14 protein-coding genes are annotated in these 14,300 nt (G+C 69.9%); all 14 read right to left on the minus strand.

What is annotated here, in order from left to right; all coding sequences use genetic code 11:
• Positions 1 to 8 precede the first annotated feature (8 nt).
• The gene (locus AC3EF3_RS03935; RefSeq protein WP_488530848.1) at positions 9 to 806 is read right to left on the minus strand and encodes an enoyl-CoA hydratase/isomerase family protein; all 798 of its coding nucleotides are present in this window, start codon (positions 804 to 806) and stop codon (positions 9 to 11) included.
• On the minus strand, positions 799 to 2,451 hold the full coding sequence (locus tag AC3EF3_RS03940) for a long-chain-fatty-acid--CoA ligase (protein ID WP_488530849.1): 1,653 nt from the start codon (positions 2,449 to 2,451) through the stop codon (positions 799 to 801). Before AC3EF3_RS03940 ends, AC3EF3_RS03935 begins: the two co-directional genes overlap by 8 nt.
• Complete coding sequence (locus AC3EF3_RS03945; RefSeq protein WP_488530850.1) at positions 2,448 to 3,578, minus strand: acyl-CoA dehydrogenase family protein; 1,131 nt, start codon at positions 3,576 to 3,578, stop codon at positions 2,448 to 2,450. Before AC3EF3_RS03945 ends, AC3EF3_RS03940 begins: the two co-directional genes overlap by 4 nt.
• Positions 3,575 to 4,396, minus strand: a complete 822-nt coding sequence (locus tag AC3EF3_RS03950; RefSeq protein ID WP_488530851.1) for an SDR family NAD(P)-dependent oxidoreductase — start codon at positions 4,394 to 4,396, stop codon at positions 3,575 to 3,577. Before AC3EF3_RS03950 ends, AC3EF3_RS03945 begins: the two co-directional genes overlap by 4 nt.
• Entirely contained in the window at positions 4,393 to 4,812 is a 420-nt protein-coding gene (locus tag AC3EF3_RS03955) for a MaoC family dehydratase (RefSeq protein WP_488530852.1), read from the minus strand. Before AC3EF3_RS03955 ends, AC3EF3_RS03950 begins: the two co-directional genes overlap by 4 nt.
• On the minus strand, positions 4,805 to 5,206 hold the full coding sequence (locus AC3EF3_RS03960; protein WP_488530853.1) for a MaoC family dehydratase N-terminal domain-containing protein: 402 nt from the start codon (positions 5,204 to 5,206) through the stop codon (positions 4,805 to 4,807). Before AC3EF3_RS03960 ends, AC3EF3_RS03955 begins: the two co-directional genes overlap by 8 nt.
• Positions 5,203 to 6,390, minus strand: a complete 1,188-nt coding sequence (locus tag AC3EF3_RS03965) for a lipid-transfer protein (protein WP_488533731.1) — start codon at positions 6,388 to 6,390, stop codon at positions 5,203 to 5,205. Before AC3EF3_RS03965 ends, AC3EF3_RS03960 begins: the two co-directional genes overlap by 4 nt.
• A gap of 109 nt (positions 6,391 to 6,499) precedes the next feature.
• Positions 6,500 to 7,315: an SDR family oxidoreductase gene (locus tag AC3EF3_RS03970; protein ID WP_488530854.1), complete on the minus strand. Its 816-nt coding sequence runs from the start codon at positions 7,313 to 7,315 to the stop codon at positions 6,500 to 6,502.
• 5 nt (positions 7,316 to 7,320) lie between these two features.
• Positions 7,321 to 8,844 (minus strand): class I adenylate-forming enzyme family protein, encoded by a 1,524-nt coding sequence (locus AC3EF3_RS03975; protein ID WP_488530855.1) that lies wholly within the window; start codon positions 8,842 to 8,844, stop codon positions 7,321 to 7,323.
• 48 nt (positions 8,845 to 8,892) lie between these two features.
• Positions 8,893 to 9,915, minus strand: a complete 1,023-nt coding sequence (locus AC3EF3_RS03980; protein ID WP_488530856.1) for an AraC family transcriptional regulator — start codon at positions 9,913 to 9,915, stop codon at positions 8,893 to 8,895.
• Between the two features lie 4 nt (positions 9,916 to 9,919).
• The gene (locus AC3EF3_RS03985) at positions 9,920 to 11,008 is read right to left on the minus strand and encodes a CaiB/BaiF CoA transferase family protein (protein WP_488530857.1); all 1,089 of its coding nucleotides are present in this window, start codon (positions 11,006 to 11,008) and stop codon (positions 9,920 to 9,922) included.
• Positions 11,005 to 11,820, minus strand: a complete 816-nt coding sequence (locus AC3EF3_RS03990) for an HpcH/HpaI aldolase/citrate lyase family protein (protein ID WP_488530858.1) — start codon at positions 11,818 to 11,820, stop codon at positions 11,005 to 11,007. Before AC3EF3_RS03990 ends, AC3EF3_RS03985 begins: the two co-directional genes overlap by 4 nt.
• The gene (locus AC3EF3_RS03995; RefSeq protein WP_488530859.1) at positions 11,817 to 13,169 is read right to left on the minus strand and encodes an MmgE/PrpD family protein; all 1,353 of its coding nucleotides are present in this window, start codon (positions 13,167 to 13,169) and stop codon (positions 11,817 to 11,819) included. The genes AC3EF3_RS03990 and AC3EF3_RS03995 overlap by 4 nt, the downstream gene beginning before the upstream one ends.
• Positions 13,166 to 14,299 (minus strand): CaiB/BaiF CoA transferase family protein, encoded by a 1,134-nt coding sequence (locus AC3EF3_RS04000; protein ID WP_488530860.1) that lies wholly within the window; start codon positions 14,297 to 14,299, stop codon positions 13,166 to 13,168. The genes AC3EF3_RS03995 and AC3EF3_RS04000 overlap by 4 nt, the downstream gene beginning before the upstream one ends.
• Position 14,300 lies beyond the last annotated feature (1 nt).

The following is a 14,300-nucleotide window of genomic DNA, read 5'->3' on the forward strand; positions in this document are numbered from 1 at the left end:
ACCCATCTTCAGTTCTCCTTGTGCGCCGGCCAGGCGAACGCCGGCGGCTGCTTGTCCACGAAGCGTTTCACCGCCTCACGATGTTCATCGGTGCCGAAGCACAGCGCCTGCGCGTCCGCTTCGGCCTCCAGGATCGCGTCGAGCGCACCGGCGTCGACGAGATTGCGCTTGACCAGCCCCAGCGCCAGCGGCGAAGCCCGCGCGAAGCTGTCGGCGATCTGCAGCGCACGGGGCAGCAGGCGATCGGGCTCGTGCAGTTCCATCACGATGCCCAGCTCGCGTGCTTCCTGCGCGGACACTTCGCGCGCCGAAAGCATCAGCTCGCGCGCCTTCTGCGCCCCGACCGCGCGCGGCAGCGTGAAGGTCGCGCCGCAGTCGGGCACCAGGCCGATCTTCATGAAGGGCATGCAGAAGCGCGCGCGCGGCGTGGCGATCACCATGTCGGCCGCGAGCGCGACGCTGAAACCGCCGCCATAGGCCGCACCGTCCACGGCGGCGATCACCGGCCGGTCGAGCAGGATCAGGTCGCGCATCATGCGGTTGACGTCGTGCATGCGTTCGCGCCACTCGGCGGTGCTGCGGTTCGTCGCCGCGGCCATGCCGCGCACGTCGCCGCCGGCCGAGAAGTGCCCGCCGGCGCCGGTGAGGACGACAGCACGCAGCGCACGGTCGCCGCGCACTTCGGCGATCGCCTTGGCCAGCCCGTCTTTCACTTCGGGCGTGAAGGCGTTGCGCGTGGCGGGGCTGTCGATCGTCACGACGGCGGTGGTGCCGCGCCGCTCGAGGCGAACGGAGGAATCACTCATGCCGGCTCCTGTGTTGCTCCTGCAGCTCGCGCCAGAGGATCTTGCCCGTGCCCGACTTGGGCAGGTGCTCGACGAATTCGACGAGGCGCGGCGCCTTGTACACGGCCATGCGTTCGCGCGCCCAGTCGGCGAGCTGCTGCTCGGTGATCTCGCCGCGAAAGCCCGGCTTGAGCACGACCAGCGCCTTCACCGTCTCGCCGCGCTTGCCGTCGGGCACGGCGATCACACAGGCCTCGTGGACGGCGGGATGCTCGTACATCGCGCTTTCCACTTCGGCCGGCCAGACCTTGTAGCCCGACGCGTTGATCATGCGCTTCAGGCGATCGCGCATGAAGAAGTAGCCTTCCTCGTTCATCGCGGCGAGGTCGCCGGTGCGAAAGAACCGCTTGCCGTCGATCTCGACGAAAGACTCGCGGTCGGCGTCGGGCCGTCTCCAGTAGCCTTTCATCACCTGCGGCGCATGGGTGACGATCTCGCCGACTTCGCCGATGGGCAGTTCCTTCAGCGTCAGCGGATCGACGATGCGCGAGTCCACGCCCTGCGTGGGCATGCCCAGGCACTGGCGCTTGCCGCGCGCGAGCGGGTTGCCGTGCAGGAAGGACGCCGTCTCCGACAGGCCGTAGCCTTCGTTGTAGGTCAGGCCGTAGCGTTCGGTCAGCATGGCCGACACGGCCTCGGGCATCGCCGCGCCGCCGCCGGACAGCATGGCCAGGCTGGAGAGGTCGCGCGTGGCCGCGTCCGGTTGGGCGAAGAGGTCCAGCACCATCGCCGGCGGCGCGGTCCACGCGGTGACGCGGTGCTGCTCGATCAGCCGCAGCGCCATCGCCGCGTTCCAGCGCGGCATCATGATCGCGGTGCCGCCGAGGAAGATCGGCATGTTCATGCCGTTCTGCATGCCGAGCATGTGGAAGAGGGGCGCCACGGCGAGCACCACCGATTCGACGTTCAGGCCTTTCCACACGGCCGAGGACGCGAGCGACACCACGACGGTGGCATGCGTGTGCATGCAGCCCTTCGGATGGCCGGTGGTGCCCGAGGTGTAGGGCAGCACCGCCAGGTCGTCGGGTTTCGGGAGCGGCAGGTCGCGGTCGTCGTGCGTGGCTTCGTGGAACGCGTGCAGCTTCGGCCCTTGCAGCGGCTGGCGTGGCGCCGTCACCCAGTCCGGCAGCCCGTCCGCGACGGCCACAGCGTCCGAATAAGCATGCACGATCACCGCATCCAGGAGGTCCAGCGGCGTTTCGCCGAGCAGGTCCTGCGCGATGCAGGCCACGCGCGCGCCGCTGTCCTCGACGTAGTAGCGGATCTCCTGCGCCTTGCTCATCGGGTTGACCGGCACGACCACGCCGCGCACGCGCAGGACGGCGTAGAACGCGACGACGAACTGCGGGCAGTTCTGGCTGGCCAGCAGCACGCGGTCGCCCGGCTGCACGCCCAGCCGGTGCTGCAGGAAAGCCGCGAGCGCGTCGACGCGGGCCTGCAGCTGCGCATACGTGGTCGTCGCGCCGCCATAGACGATCGCCGGCTTGTCGGGATAGCGCGCTGCGTCGGTGGCCAGGTAATCGATCAGCGTGGCGCGCGGGACGACGAGCTCCCGCGCCACGCCTTTGGGCCAGTGGCGGAAGTGGGGCGCGTCCGGACGGATCATTGCTTCTCCAACTGGCGGGCGATGATCTCCTTCATCACCTCGTTGGCGCCGCCGTAGATCTTGCCCACCCGCGCATCGGCATAGAGCCGCGCGATCGGATACTCGTTCATGAAGCCGTAGCCGCCGTACAGCTGCAGGCACTCGTCGATGACCTTGTTGCACACGTCGGTGGTCCACCACTTGGCCATCGCGGCCGTGGGCACGTCCAGCTCGCCGCGCATCAGGCGGGCGATGCAGTCGTCGACGAAGGCCCGTGCCACGCGCACCTGCGTCTCGCATTCGGCCAGCCTGAAGCGCGTGTTCTGCATCGCCATCAGCGGCGCGCCGAACACCTGGCGCTCGCGCACGTAGGCGACGGTGTCGTCGACGGCGCGGCGCATCGTGGCCACGGCGCCGACGGCGATCAGCATGCGCTCGCGCGGCAGCTGTTGCATCAGTTGCACGAAGCCCTTGCCTTCCTCGCCCAGCAGGTTCGTCGCCGGCACCTTCACGTCGTCGAAGAAGAGTTCGCAGGTGTCCAGCGTCTTCTGCCCGAGCTTGTCGAGCAGCGGCCCGCGGCGAAAGCCCTCGCAGCTGTCGGTCTCGACCATGACCAGCGACACGCCCTTGGCGCCGGCGCCGGCGTCGGTCTTCACGGCGACGCAGACCAGGTTGGCGTGCAGGCCGTTGGTGATGAAGGTCTTGGCGCCGCGGATGCGCCAGAAATCGCCTTCCAGCACGGCCTGCGTCTTGATCCGCTGCAGGTCGGTGCCGGCGCCGGGCTCGGTCATCGCGATCGCCGCCACGATCTCGCCGCTGGCCATCTTCGGCAGCCAGCGCTTCTTCTGTGCCTCGGTGCCGTAGGCCAGCAGGTAGTGCGCGACGATGCCGCTGTGCACGTTGTTGCTGAAGGCCTGTGCCATCGCGTACCACTGCTCCTCGCAGATCACGGCCTCGTGCAGGAAGCTGCCGCCGCCGCCGCCGTACTGCTCGGGGATGCTCGCGCACAGCAGGCCCGCCGCGCCGGCCTTGTTCCAGATCTCGCGGTCGGCGTGGTGCTGCTCGCGCCAGCGCATCTCGTTGGGCACGCACTCGCGCGCGAAGAAGCGCCGCGCCGTTTCGCGCAGGAGCGCGAGCTCCTCATTCATGGCCGGCCGCCCCCGCACACCAGCACCTGGCCGCTGACGTAGTTCGATTCGGGGATGCAGAACAGGTACACCGCGCCGGCGGCTTCCTCGGGCGTGCCGCCGCGGCCCAGCGGGATCATCGCCTCGGCGTTCTTCAGGATCTGCGGGTTCACGCCGACACGGATCGCGTTGCCCTGCACGTTGATGGTCGCGCCGGCGTTCGCGTCGGCTTCCGTCAGGCGCGTCCTGATCAGGCCGAAGGCGACGCTGTTGACGTTGACCTTGTAGCGGCCCCATTCCTTGGCCATCGCGCGCGTCAGGCCGTTGATGCCAGCCTTGGCGGCAGCGTAGTTCGCCTGGCCCGCGTTGCCGTACACGCCCGAGGTCGAGGAGATGTTCACCACCTTGCGGAAGACCTCGCGGCCTTCCTCGGCCTCGCGCTTGGCGGCTTCGCGGATGAAGGACGACGCGGCGCGCAGGATGCGGAAGGGCGCGGTGAGGTGCACGGCGAGCATCGCTTCCCACTGCTCGTCGCTCATCTTCTGCACGACCGAATCCCAGGTGTAGCCGGCGTTGTTGACGATGATGTCCAGGCCGCCGTAGGTCTCGAGCGCCGTGCCGACGAAGTGCTCGGCGAAGCTGCTTTCGGTCACGCTGCCGATGCAGGCGACGGCCTGGCCGCCCGCCGCGACGATGTCGGCCACCGTCTGCTGCGCGGGTTCCGCGTCGAGGTCGTTGATGACCACCCGCGCGCCTTCGGCGGCGAGCTTGCGCGCGATCTCGCGCCCGATGCCGCGGCCGGAGCCGGAGACCAGGGCCACTTTGTCCTTCAGCTTCATTTCGACTCCCATGCGACGAGGGCGTCCCCCGTCAATCTGGTTTCGCCGCGCTCGTTGCGCGTCGCGAGCTTCACGCGCGCCAGCTTCTTGCCGTCCTGCTCGAAGGTCTCGGTCACTTCGCCGGTGCAGGTGATGCGCTCGTGCACCTGCGTGATCGCGACGAAGCGCACGTCCAGCGAGCGGATCGCCGATTGCGGCACCCAGTTCGTCAGCAGCCGGCCCAGCCACGCGGCCGAGAGCATCCCGTGCGCGAAGACGTCGGGTACGCCGGCGGACTTCGCGAAGTCGATGTCGACGTGGATCGGGTTGTGGTCGCCCGAGGCGCCGCAGTACAGCGCGAGCTGGTGCCGCGTGATCGGCGGCAGCTCGAGCGGCGGCAGCTGCGTGCCGACATAGAGAGATTCGTAATCAACCATTGCGTATAACCGTCACGCAGCGCAATTCCGCCACGAGTTCATGGCGCTGGTTCGTCACGCGCGTCTTGCGCACGACGAACTCCAGTGCGCCGTTTTTCTTGTCGTAGATGTCCTCGATCCGCTGCTCGAACGTCAGCGTGTCGCCCGCGTAGGCCATCGCGTGATACGTGAAGCCCTGCTCGCCGTGCAGCAGGCGCCGGTAGTCCAGGCCCAGCGTGTCGCGCAGCGTGGCGGCGTGGGGCGATTCCGATTCGAGGCAGAAAAGGAACGTGGGCGGAACCGCATCGGTCGGGTGCTCCTCGCCGATCGCCTTCGCGAAGAAGCGCAGCCGCCCCTTTTCCACCTCGACGCTGAAGGGCGGCACCGTGTGCCCGATCCACTTGCGATCGATCATGCCGTCGCCTGGTAGAGCGTCACGACGCAGGCGCCGCCCAGGCCCAGGTTGTGCTGCAGCGCCAGCCGCGCACCTTCCACCTGGCGCTGCTCGGCCTGGCCGCGCAGTTGCCACACGAGCTCGGTGCATTGCGCCAGGCCGGTGGCGCCGAGCGGGTGGCCCTTCGACAGCAGGCCGCCCGAAGGATTCGTCACGACCCGGCCGCCGTAGGTGTTGTCGCCCTCGACGATGAAGCGCTCGGCCGTGCCTTCGGGCGTGAGGCCCAGCGCCTCGTACGTGATCAGCTCGTTGGCCGTGAAGCAGTCGTGCAGCTCCACCACGTCGATGTCGTCGGGGCCGATGCCGGCGCTCTCGTACACCTGCTTCGCCGCGGCGACGCTCATGTCGTAGCCGACCACCTTGCGCATGTCGCCGCTGTCGAAGGTCGAAGCCGTGTCGGTCGTCATCGCCTGCGCGGCGATCACCACGCCCATGTCCAGGCCGTGCTTCTTCGCGAAATCGGCCGAGCACACCACGGCCGCCGCGGCACCGCAGGTCGGCGGGCAGCACTGGAAGCGCGTGAGCGGGTCGAACACCGGGGACGAGGCCATCACTTCGTCCAGCGTCAGCGGCTGGCGGAAGACGGCATAGGGGTTGCGCGCGGCGTGCTGGCGCGCCTTCACCGAAATGCGCCCGAAGGTGTCCTTGCGGATGCCGTACTGCGCGATGTAGTCGCGGCCGGCGCCGCCGAAGAACTGGGCCGCGCGCGGCGCCTGCGGGTCGTAGCCCTGCTTGTCGGACATCGCCTCGACGAAGCGCGCCATCGGCGAGGGCCGGTCCTCCCACGCGCCCTTGAGCGCACCGGGCTGCATCTGCTCGAAGCCCACGGCGATCGCGCATTCGACCATGCCGCTTTCCACAGCCTGGCGCGCGAGGAAGAGGGCGCTCGATCCGGTGGAGCAGTTGTTGTTGACGTTGAAGACGGGGATGCCGGTCAGTCCCACGCCGTAGATCGCGGCCTGGCCGGCGGTGGAGTCGCCATAGACGTAACCGACGTAGGCCTGCTGCACCTTGGCGTAATCGACGCCCGCGTCGTCGAGCGCGAGCTTCGCCGCGCGCGCGCCCATCACGGGGTACGGGTCGCTGGCGCCGGGCTTGGTGAAGGGGATCATGCCAACGCCGACGACGTGGACGGGCCGCTGCATCTTGTTCATGGGAGTTCCTCGGGTCATTGGAGGCAAGTCTCGCCGCGAGGGGCCGCGGCCTCAATCGCCAAACGGGCCAAATTCGATTGGCAGAAACGATCAGCGCGCGTTATTGCTGGGCATGTTGGCGCCTGGACGCCTCGGCCGCCGCGCTGAAGTCGCGCGGGCCGGTGAGTGCAAGGCCGCCGTCCACGGGGATCACCGCGCCCGTGATGTACGAGCCCCAGTCGCTCGCCAGCAGCATCGCCATGCGCGCGATGTCCTCGATGCGGCCCAGGCGCTTGAGCGGCACGCGCTCGGCCATGGCCTGCAGGTTGTCCGCGCCGGGCGCGAGGCGCTTCAGGCCTTCGGTGTCGGCGATGGGGCCGGGCACGATGGAATTGATGCGGATGCCCTGCGGGCCCCACTCGAGCGCGAGGACGCGCGTGAGCATGTCCACGCCCGCCTTGGCCGCGCACACGTGCGCCTGGAACGGCGTCGCGATGGAGGCCTGCCCGGCCGAGATCTGGATCACGCAGGCGCCGGGTTGGCGCAGGTGCGGGTGCGCCAGCCGCGCGACGTTGAAGCTGCCCAGCAGGTCGATGTCCACCACGGTCTTGAACGCGTTGGGCGACATGTCGAGCGCGCTCGCGAGGAAGTTGCCGGCCGCGCCGGACACCAGCACGTCGATCGCGCCGAACTTCTCGGCCGCGCGCGCGAAGGCCTGCTGCAGCGCTTCGGCTTGGCGCACGTCGGCGGCGACGCCGAGCGCCTGCGCGCCCGAGGCGCGCAGCTGCTGCACGGCCGCATCGACCTTGTCCTGCGAGCGGCTGACGATGCTCAGGTGGGCACCCGCGCGTGCGAAGGCCTGCGCGATGCCGAAGTTGATGCCGGTCGATCCGCCGGCGACGAAGACGTGGCGGCCCTTGAATTGTGTGGTGTCCATGGCGTTCACTCCGTTGCTGCGCGAACCTCGTCGCGCAATTGGGTTTTCAGCACCTTGCCGGCGGCGGACAGCGGCAGCTGCTGCCTGAATGTGATCGCGCGCGGGCATTTGTAGCCGGCCAGGCGCGCACGGCACCAGGCACGCAGGTCGTCGGTCATGCGTTCGGCGCTGCAGGCCGTGCCTTCGCGCAGCACGATCACCGCGTGCACCGCCTCGCCCCACAGCGCATCGGGCACGCCGACGACGGCGGCCTGGGCGACGGCGGGATGCGTGCGCAGCGCGGCTTCGACCTCGGCGCAATAGACGTTCTCGCCGCCGCTGATAATCATGTCCTTCAGGCGGTCGACGATGAAGAGGTGCCCGTCGGCCAGCATGCGGCCGGCGTCGCCGGTGCGAAACCACCCGTCGCGAAAGGCCGCCTCCGTCGCCTCGGGCTGGTGCCAGTAGCCTTCCATCACCATGGGCCCGCGCACGACGATCTCGCCGACCTCGCCGCGCGGCACTTCGCGGCCGGATTCGTCCGCCACCATGATCTCGGCACCGAGTCCGGCGCGTCCCACCGACGTGAGCAGGCCTTGGGCGCGCGCTTCGGGGCGATGGTTGGCCGGCAGGTTGATGCACACGGCGCCCGCGGTTTCGGTGAGGCCGTACGCCTGGAAGAACTCCGCATGCGGCCAGGCGGCGAGCGCACGATCGAGCAGGTCGGGCGGCATCGGTGCCGCGCCGAAGGCGACGCGGTCCAGGCTCTTCACGCGCTGCGGCGTGAAGCCCGGGTCGTCCAGCAGCGACTGCAGCATGCTGGGCACCACCAGGATGTCGGTGATGCCGTGGGCTTCGATTGCCTGGAGCACGGCCGGCGTGCGGTACTGCGCCATCGTGACGCACGCGCCGCCGACGATCGTCTGGCCCACCAGGCGCCCGAGACCGGCGACGTGGAACATCGGCGCGACCAGGAACGAGACCGAATCGGGCGAGTTGTTCAGCTCCGCGCCCCGCGTCATCGACGCCGACCAGAAGTTCGCGTGACTGAGCATCACGCCCTTGGAGCGTCCCGTCGTCCCGCCGGTGTAGAGGATCGCCGCGAGCGCGTTGCCGCCCGCGCGCTTGTCGGGAATCGGCGGCAATGCGGCTGCTTCGGCGGCGAACGCATCCAGCGTCATGCGCGGTGTGGTCGCCGCGGGCACCGCCGCCGCGAGCGAAGGATCGACCAGCAGCAGCGAGGCTTCGCTGTCGTCCAGGGCATAAGCGAGCTCCCCGGCGCTCCAGCGCACGTTCAGGGGGCAGGCGATCGCACCGATCCACCAGCACGCGAAGATCGCCTGGACGAGCTGGTCGGTGTTGGGCGCGAGGATGGCGACGCGGTCACGGCAACCGACACCGCGACGGGCGAGCAGCGCGGCCTGGCGAGCCACGTTGTCGGCCAGTCGCGCGAAGCTCAGCGTCCGTGCGCCGGCTTCCATGAGGTGCGTGAGCGCCGTCTTGTCCGGATGGCGTTGCAGCGAGCGGTGCAGACCTTGCGTGAGGTACATGCAGCGCAGTGTCGTGCGCGCGCCCGCCGCGAGGAATGGCGGGATCGGTCAAACCGATTGGCGGATTTGCTCCTCGCGGTACTCGCCCGGCGCGACACCGGTCCAGTTCTTGAAGGCCCGATGGAAGGTGCTCGCCTCGGAAAACCCGACGCGGTTGGCGATCTCGATCAGCGGCAGGCGGGTCTGGCACAGGTATTCGATCGCGACGTCGCGGCGCAGCTCATCCTTGATCTGCTGGAAACCGCGGCCCTCGTCGCGCAGGCGCCGGCGCAGCGTCTGCGGCGCGACGGCGAGCGCGTCGCTCACCTCCTCCAGCGACGGCAGCTCGCCGCCCAGCCGCTTGCGCAGCAGGCGCCGGATGCGGTCGGTGACGCTGCTCGTGTCGCGGTACTTGATGATCAGGTTGGCGGGCGCGGCGGCGAGGAACTCGTGCAGGCTTTGCGGCGTCTGCACGATCGGCAGCTGAAGCCAGTGCGCCTCGAACGACATGCCCACGTGTGGCTGGCCCTGTCGGATCGGGCACTGGTACACGCGCGAGGTCTCGGTGGACTGCATGCCCGGCGTGTAGTCGATTTCCACCAGCGGGATGCGGCGGGCCACCAGCCACGACGCCGAGCCCAGCATGAACAGCATGAAGGCCTTGATCGCGTAATCGAGCCGCGCGTCGCGCTCGCCGCGCGCAATGAACTGGATGCGCGCGAGTTCGTCCGGCACCGAGAGGCGGGCGATGAAGTCGTCGATCAGCAGGTCGTAGTACGCGAAGCCCGCTCGCAGCGCTTCGCCAAGCGTGGCGCAGCGCACCAGGTTCTGCATGCACAGGGCAAAGCTGCCGGGACGCAGCTTGCGGCGGGTGAGGCCCCACAGCTCGTCGCGCATGGCGCGGCGCAGCGCGCGGATCAGCAGCGCGTACTGCTGCTGCGAGACGCGTGCGATCGGCGATTCGAGCAGCGCCGGCGCGATCCCGGCGCGGGCCAGCATGGGGCCGACGGCCACGCCCTGGTGGCGCGCCCCGAGCAGGATGCTGTGCACCTGGGCGATCGCGACGGTGTGCTGGCTGGTCGTCGCGGACATGGTGTCAGGCGATGACGCGGGCGGTGAACAAGGCGTCGATCTCCGCGGCGCTGAAGCCGGCCTCCTCGAGCAGATCGCGCGTGTGCTCGCCCGGCTGCGGGGCGTCGCCGGGCGGGTCGGCCGCCGTGCCGCGCGCGATGAAGTGCGGATGGGCGACCGTCTCATCGAGGCGCAGCACCGGCGCGACGCAGGCCTCGCTGCCTTCGAACAGCTGCGTCCAGTGCGCGAGCGGCTGGGCGCCGAAGATCGTCTGCAGTTCGCTGCGCAGGCGCTGCTCGACCGCCGGATCGCCGGTGTCGTGCAGCGCGGCGAAGTCGGGACGGCCGATCTTCTCGCACAGCGCTTGCCAGAAGTTGCGCTCGAGCGCCCCGACGGCGAGGTGGCGGCCGTCCGACGTGCGGTAGAAGCCGTAGCACGCCAGCGCGCCGGTCAGGCGGCCCTCGCCCAGCGGCGGCACGCGGCCCTGTTCGCGCAGCATCGCGCGCGGCAGCACGGCCTGCGCGAGCACCGCGTCGGCGATCGCGATGTCCAGGTAGGCGCCGCGTCCGCTGCGCGAGGCGCCATGGAGCGCGGCGCAGATTTGCATCGCCGCCGTCATCGTGCCGCCGAGCAGGTCGCCCAGCGGCAGGTTCGACAGCGCGGGGCCGTGCGCGTTGCCGACCTGGTCGGCCACACCCGCCAGCGCGATGTAGTTGATGTCGTGGGCCGGCATCTGCGCGAGCGGGCCGTCCTGGCCGAAGCCGCTGATGCTGCAGTAGACGATGCGCGGATTGATCGCCGCGACCGCGTCGTAATCGGCGCCCAGGCGCTTCATCACGCCGGGCCGGAAACCTTCGACGATCACGTCGGCCTCGCGCGCCAGGCGCAGGAAGGCCGCGAGCCCCTGCGGCTGCTTCAGGTCGATGCGGATCGCGCGCTTGCCGCGGTTGATGAGCGCTCGCACGCTCTCGTTGGCGTAGTCGCCCGCGCCGGTGTCCTCGACCTTGATCACGTCGGCGCCCAGGTCCGCGAGCTGCTGCGTCGCGAAGGGGCCGGGCAGAAGGCGCGTGAGGTCGAGCACGCGCACGCTTTGCAAGGGTCGATGTCGCGTCATGCGGTCTCCAGCAGGGCCCGCGCCCGCGCGATCACCGGGGCGTCGATCATCTGGCCGTCGAGCCGGAAGGCGCCGTTCTCCGATCTCGCCGCATCGAGCACGCGCCGCGCCCAGTCGAGTTGCGCCTGGCTCGGCGCGAAGGCGGCGTTGACGATGGCCGCCTGCTTCGGATGGATGCAAAGCTTGGCCCGGAAGCCCAGCCGCAACGCGCGCTGCGCATCGGCCTGCAAACGCGTTTCATCGTCGAGCGCGGTCGTCACGCCGTCGATCGGCGCGGGCAGTCCGGCGCGGCGCGAGGCCAGCACGATGCCGACGCGCACGGGATCGAGCTCGCGTTCGTCCTCGCCGGCCTGCATGCCGGCGTCGAGCTGGAAGTCCAGGTGCCCGAAGGCGAGGCGGGCGACACCGCGGGCCTTGGCGATCATGTCGATCGCGTACAGCCCTTGCGCCGATTCGACCAGCGGCACGACGGGTGTCGCCGCGCGCTGCGCCACGCGCTCGATCGTCAGCGCTTCTTCGACCTTCGGCAGCACCACGCCCGCGATCCGCAGCCGCGCGAGCAGGGCGACGTCGTCGTCGTGCCACTCGGTCCCGGCGCCGTTGATGCGCACCAGCACGCGCGCGCGGTCCCCGATGGCCCCGAGCGCTTCGGCCAGTGCACCGCGCGCACGCTGCTTGTCCGCCGGCGCGACCGCGTCCTCGAGGTCGACGATCACGGCCTGCGCCGCACTGGCGAGCGCCTTCGGCAGCCGGTCCGGCCGGTCGCCCGGCACGAACAGGAACGAGCGGGCGCGGGCGATCACGTCGTTCATGCGAGCAATAGCGCGCCGACGCGAGGCCACGTGGCGACTTGCCACAGCCGCTCGACGGCCGCGCGCATCTCGCCTTCCTTCGCGCCGCCGCTGAAGGCCGCGAGCTGCAGCGCCTTTGCCGTGATCTCCTCGCGCGTGAGCGTGTTGCCCGGGTCGCCCTTGGGCTCGTCGACGCGGCCCTGCAGCACGCGGCCATCGGTGGTGTGCACGGTCACCTTGCCGATCCAGCGGCGCGGGTAGGCGCCGTCCACCTCGGGATCGAGCGCCATCTCGACCTTGTCGCGCAGCTTCACGATCTCGTCGTCGCGGAAGTGCCGTTCGAACTCGGGCAGGCCCGCGTGCTTGTACTGCGCCACCAGCGCCAGCACCGTACCCATGGAGAACTTGCTCTGGTGCACGGTCTTCGGGTCGACCACGGGCCCGAGCACGTCGATCGCGCCCTGGTGCACGTGCGTGACCACGCGCGCGATGTCAGCGGGCTTCAGGCTGTGCTCGCGCATGACCTGGGCCAGCGCGTCGGCGGCCGGGTGCGTGTGCCGGCACGATGCGTGGTACTTGAACGAGGTCTCCGCGGTCGCCCAGCGCGCGCCCAGGCCGTCCGTGAGCTTGCGCGCATCGGCGTCGCTGGACATGCCCGCGGCCAGGCCCTGCGGGCCGTCGAAGATCCGGTCGGCGCCGGTGAAGCCGTCCTTCGCGAGGTACGCGGCCATCAGCCCGGCGGCCGACGCATGCGCCGTGTGCAGCTGCTTCGAGTCCGCGGCGGTGCGCAGGAACTCCCACAGGCCCGCGGACTGCGTGCCGGCCGAGCCGAACGCGTGGCGCATCTGCTGCGCGTCGAGCCCCAGCAGGTTCCCGACGGCCGCGGCGGCCGCGAGCGTGCCCGCCGTGCCCGTCGTGTGGAAGACCTTGTAATGCGAGCGGCCGAGGAATTCGCCGACCCGGATGCCGACTTCATACCCTGCGATGCAGGCTGCGAGGAACTGCTTTCCGCTCGCACCGATCGCCTGCGCCGTCGCCAGCGCAGGCGGGAAGACCACGGTGGCCGGATGGAACACCGAGCCGTTGTGCACGTCGTCCTGCTCGGCGACGTGCGAGGCCGCGGCGTTCGCCAGCGCGGCAAGGTAAGGGCTGGTCGTCCTGCGCGACACGACCACTTCGGCGGGGCCCGATTGCGGCCCCATCGCCTGTGCGAACCTCGCGATCGTCTCCACCGGCCGCGAACCATGGCCGGCGACCGCCGAGGCGAACCAGTCGACCAGCAGGTCCTCGGTCTTGCGGACCACGTCCGCCGGAATGTGCTCGAAGCGCAGCCCGGCCGCGAAGCCGGCGAGTTCGGCGCCTGGGTTCATTTCAGCTCCTTCAAAATTTCTTCCGTGTGCTGGCCCACGGCAGGGATAGCGTCCATGCGGTACTCGAAAGAATTGTTGCGGCCCGGCGGCAGCAGCGCGGGGATGTCGCCGGCGGGCGAGCCCACCGTGCGCCAGCGCTCGCGGGCCTTGAGCTGCGGGTGCGCCCACAGGCCCTTCATGTCGTTCATGCGGCCGTTGGCGATCTGCGCTTGGTCCAGGCGACGCTCCACCTCCTCGGTGCCGAGGTCGGCGAACACGCCGAGGATGATCGCCTGCAGCGCCGCGCGATGCTCGTTGCGCTTCGCGTTCGCGTCGAAGCGCGGGTCCGTCGCGATGTTCGCATCGCCCAGCACCTTGTCGCAGAACACCGCCCATTCGCGCTCGTTCTGGATGCCCAGGATCACCGCGCCGTCCTTTGTCGCGAAGGGGCCGTAGGGGTAGATGCTGGCGTGCGCGGCGCCGGTGCGCGGGGGCGGAGGAGCGCCTTCGAACGCGTAGTACATCGGGTAGGACATCCACTCGGTCAGCGACTCCAGCATCGAGACGTCGATGTGGCTGCCTTCGCCCGTGCGCTGGCGCTGCAGAAGCGCCGCGAGGATCGAGCTGTACGCGTACATGCCGGCGGCGATGTCGGCCATCGAGTTGCCGGCCTTGCTGGGCGCCTCGGGCGTGCCGGTCACCGAGAGCAGGCCCGCCTCCGCCTGGATCAAGAGGTCGTAGGCCTTCTTGTCGCGGTAGGGGCCGTCGTCGCCATAGCCGGAGATGTCGCACACGATCAGCTTGGGGTGATCCGCGTGCAGCGCGTCCCACAACAGGCCCATGCGCGCCGCCGCACCCGGCGCGAGGTTCTGCACCAGCACGTCGGCTTTCGCGATCAGCGCCTTCAGGGCGGCCAGTGATTGGGGGTCCTTCAGGTCGAGCGCGAGGCTCTCCTTGCTGCGGTTGGTCCACACGAAGTGCGAGGACTGGCCTTTCACGCGTGTGTCGTAGGCGCGCGCGAAGTCGCCGGCGCCGGGCCGCTCGACCTTGATCACGCGCGCGCCCAGGTCGGCGAGCTGGCGCGTGCAGAAGGGGGCCGCGATCGCGTGTTCCAGCGAAACGACCGTGATGCCGTCGAGAGGTCGGGTCATG

The organism is Ramlibacter sp. GS1-15, from assembly GCF_057785015.1.